Below are 3,710 nucleotides of genomic sequence, written 5' to 3'. Positions count from 1 at the left end.
GCAACCCGCACGCGCAGATCCAAGGAGAAGCTCTGGGTCATGATCCACCTCCTGTTCTCGGAAGGGAATCACACTTCAGTCCAGACCGAAACCTCTTGAATCTACCTTTCAGTCCGATGCTCTAGCGACCCGCCGTGGCGACAGGTGAGGTGAAGGCCCCACCAAGCGAAACCCAGGTCGATCCCGTTTCGACTTCACGCTGCAAGTAGACGTAGCCGGTCTGCCGCCATGGCAGGATCGCGTCGCGCTTGTTGTCGAGAATGAAGTCACCACGGTCGGTGCGGATCATCATGACCGCATGAGGCTCGCCGTCCTGATCGATCACGGCTGTCATGCGCAATGCCCGCCGGGAAAACCCGGCCGCAACGAGGCGCTTGCGCTTGACGAGTTGGTAATCCTCGCAATCGCCGTAGCCATCCTCGGCAAGATCCCAGCGATCCGTCTCGCCCCAATGCTCATGATCGGTGATGGGCCTGATGGCGGCATTCACCTGGCGATTGATCCTCGTGAGGGTCGTCCAGGCCTGTGGCGTGAGGGTGATTGTTGACGGCTCCGAAGAACTGACTGCACATTCCTCAGGTCTTTGCTTGCAGAAGCGGATCCAGCCCGGGACCGGCATGACGGCGTGGTTCTTTGTGGCAAGAGAGTTGGACCGGGAGAACGAAGCGGTGATTGTTTGGGCCTCCGATCCGCCGCTGACCAGCATGAGAGCCATGGCCAGGGTCGTCAAATGAAACCAACCATTGAAGAAAGTCCGGGCGTTCAAACGCCCGAGGAGAAATTCCCGCATTACCCCGCCGCTTTGCTGCTGCGATTATTCTGACAAAACCTGACACGGCAAGTCGGGCGATCTCAAGGCAGGAGCCGACAAACAATTCGTTGCCGTGGCGTACCGCGTCCAACTCGCCCAGAGGTTGGGGCTAGGATTCCGGTCCGCGCCAACCTCAAAAGCGGATCTCCAGGGCGTCCCGGCAAGCCCATGACTGTTGGGGGGCTCCCTCCTTCGCGATCAAAACTGTCAAGAAATTGTCCCCGCCGATCAAGCACGCCGCCGCGGCTGGTCTACGCTGATCCCAAGGATGGCGAATGATCCGCGGGCATCTGCGCGCTCTCCGTGCTGACAGCCGACTGAGGTGCGGGAGGCAGACCAAGGAGGCACCGACAATGAAGCACGTTACCTTTCGACCTCAGGGCGCGACATCCACGAGGACGGCTCTCTGTCTTCTTGCCGCTATGGCCATCACGGGCGCTTCTGCGCCTGCCGCATGGGCGGAGGACGGGGAGGCGCAGAAGATCCTGAAAACCATGGCCGACTATGTCGGTCGTCAGGAGAATCTGGCGCCGAAATATGATGCCGATATCGAGGTGGTGACCCCAGCGGTCGAGAAGATCCAGTTCAGCGCGTCGGGCGACGTCACCTTGAGCCGTCCGAACAAGTTCCGCATCAGCCGCACCGGTGGCTACGCCGATGTCGAGCTCATCTCGGATGGATCCAACGTGACGGTCTATGACCGTGGCGGCAATCGGTTTGCGCAGGTGACCGGGTCCACTTCCTTCGATGAGGCTGTCGACAGGCTCCGCACCGATGCCGCGCTCGAACTTCCGGGTGCCGATCTCCTGCTGTCGAAGCCTTACGAGGAACTGATGGCGGGTGTGCTGGAGGCCAAGCACATCGGCCGCGGCGTCGTCGAAGGTGTCGAGTGCGAGCATCTTGCCTTCCGCAATCTCGACACCGACTGGCAGATCTGGGTCGAGGTCGGCGACAAGCCGGTGCCGCGCAAATATGTCATCACCAGCAAGGCGGTCGGCGCCGCGCCCCAGTACACGCTGCGGCTCCGGGACTGGAAGACCGGCGTCAGCCCGGCGCCGGATGCGTTCGCATTCAGGCCGCCGGATGGCTCCAGCGGCGTGACGATTGCTGTTCTCAAAGACATCGATGAGATCCCCGAGGGCATCGTTCCCGGAGGCATCAAATGAGCACGCTCAAATCCGCAGGCCTTGCGGCCCTCACGTTGTTGGCTGTCGGTGCGGCCCTGTTCTGGAGCGGTAACGGGCCAGCGCCGTTCGGCTCGTTCATCGGTCAGGCGGAGGCAAGGATCGGGCGGCCGGCAACGCCCATGAGCTATGCCGGCGTGGCCCGCCGAACCACCCGTCGTTCCGTAGCCTATGGGGCGGCCGCCGGAGCTGCGGCAGCGGGGACGTACTATTACGCTACTCCCGGCTGCCGGCAGGTTGTGAATTCCTACGGCCAGATCGTCTACCGCTGCCCGTAACTGACATCGCTTGAAAGGGACGGTCGTGGCACGGGCGGCCCGGCATCCTCGGAGCAATGCTCAGGCCGATCGGACGAGGTCTGACGCGACGTTGTTCCAGTCGAGCACAGATGTTTGCATCGTCGTCGCATCATCAGAAGTGAGGGCCGACGCAAAACAAGCCATTGGTTTGCATGACGCTGCCGATGAACTGGAGCAGGCTGGGCTCCGTATTCTGGAGGCGGCAAACGCCAATGAGGCTCTGGCGATGATGCTGGAGGCCCGCTCGGACGACGTGCAGGTGCTCTTCACGGCTTTGGACATTCCCGGCTCAATGAATAGCCTGGCGCTGGCCGAGCGCGTGTACCAGTACGGCCGCACGCCCCATGGGCAAGATGAGTGGGGTCTCTCAGCCATTCGCCGCGCAGGCGCTCAAACTGGTAGAGAGGCGGGCGGAACAGATCCCGAGCCATCATTTCGCGGCCTCCTGATGCTCTAGGCTGGCGATTTCTCCGAAGAGCGGGGCAGGGCGGCGTCTGGACCAAGGAAGGGGCCATCTATGGGAGGATCTCCCAATCTTGAAAGTAGCACCGGTCCTCGCTCCAAATGGGCGCGAGTTCTGCCAGGGGAGGGGAGGGTGATTTATGATCTCCGCTAGAAGTTGTTCCTAGCTTCTCGCTTTGATTTCAGCCGCTCCCGGGACCAGCCGGTGCGGCGGTTTTCATTTGCAAGGGTCGACTGTCTCGCACGAGAGGTTCCTTTCGTCCGTTCTGGACGAGGAACGTGGGCAAGCTAGACTAACGGCCTGCTTGAAACACCCAAGCTGAATGTCGTGGGTTCGATTCCGTTCGCCCGCTCCAACTTTTCTTAAAAACATCTGCATTGAAGGTGGCTCTTCAAGGAGTGCAGGCCTCCCGGAAACCACGTGCCGTTAATCGGCCGCTCGGGTGTTGACAAACGATCTGGGAATCGACATATCCGCAGCCCCGCCGGAACTTCAGTTCGGGCGAGCTTCAATCTCACAAGACGCCGACGCTGCCGCGATCTTCGGATCTCGCCTTTCGTCCGGGTCTCGATCTCGATCTTAATTGATCCTGATCAACGACACGAGCCTGGATGTCAGTATATGACAAATCTCCAGGGCTCCTCTGGCGACAATGAGAAGCATTCTGAGCACCAAAATCGCCCAGAATGATGTAAACGCAGAAGCGAATACGCTTTTGTGGACGATGAAGCTTGTCTGAATACTGGATGAGAAGGCAGGCAATGCCGATTTCGAGAAAATTTCTTCGAAAAAGGTGTTGACCCAAGGGAGGGGTTCGGATAGAACAACTTCATCGGCGGCGCGGTTCGGTTCGAACGGCCTGCCCCACGGCCTCAAGAGTTCGATCCTCCTTCGGGACGGGTTGAGCCTCTCGCGGTTGTTTGGTCGTCTCCTCCTGGAGGCGTTTGTTCTTT

The 3,710-nt window shown here is 60.2% G+C and carries 5 protein-coding genes; 3 read left to right on the top strand and 2 right to left on the bottom strand.

All coding sequences use genetic code 11. From position 1 onward, the window contains the following. Positions 1-121: 121 nt before the first annotated feature. Positions 122-715 (bottom strand): transglutaminase-like cysteine peptidase, encoded by a 594-nt coding sequence (locus ACS5Q1_RS47010; RefSeq protein WP_473104646.1) that lies wholly within the window; start codon positions 713-715, stop codon positions 122-124. 449 nt (positions 716-1,164) lie between these two features. Between ACS5Q1_RS47010 and ACS5Q1_RS47005 the strand changes: the two genes are divergently transcribed. The 3 genes from ACS5Q1_RS47005 (at position 1,165) to ACS5Q1_RS46995 (ending at position 2,751) form a co-directional block, all read left to right on the top strand. Continuing rightward, positions 1,165-1,977: a DUF2092 domain-containing protein gene (locus ACS5Q1_RS47005; protein ID WP_473104645.1), complete on the top strand. Its 813-nt coding sequence runs from the start codon at positions 1,165-1,167 to the stop codon at positions 1,975-1,977. Further along, a complete protein-coding gene (locus tag ACS5Q1_RS47000; protein WP_473104644.1) occupies positions 1,974-2,273 on the top strand; it encodes a hypothetical protein in 300 nt (99 codons plus the stop codon). Before ACS5Q1_RS47005 ends, ACS5Q1_RS47000 begins: the two co-directional genes overlap by 4 nt. Positions 2,274-2,442: 169 nt before the next feature. Beyond that, entirely contained in the window at positions 2,443-2,751 is a 309-nt protein-coding gene (locus ACS5Q1_RS46995) for a hypothetical protein (protein ID WP_473104643.1), read from the top strand. A 585-nt stretch (positions 2,752-3,336) separates the two neighbouring features. On the opposite strand, the gene ACS5Q1_RS46990 is transcribed toward ACS5Q1_RS46995, so the two are convergent. Continuing rightward, positions 3,337-3,710: hypothetical protein (locus ACS5Q1_RS46990; protein WP_473104642.1), on the bottom strand; the 374-nt coding region annotated here is incomplete at its 5' end.

This window comes from Microvirga sp. GN3 (assembly GCF_055792825.1).
Note: the sequence above shows the minus strand (reverse complement) of the source record. Positions and strands in the feature narration are given on the sequence as shown.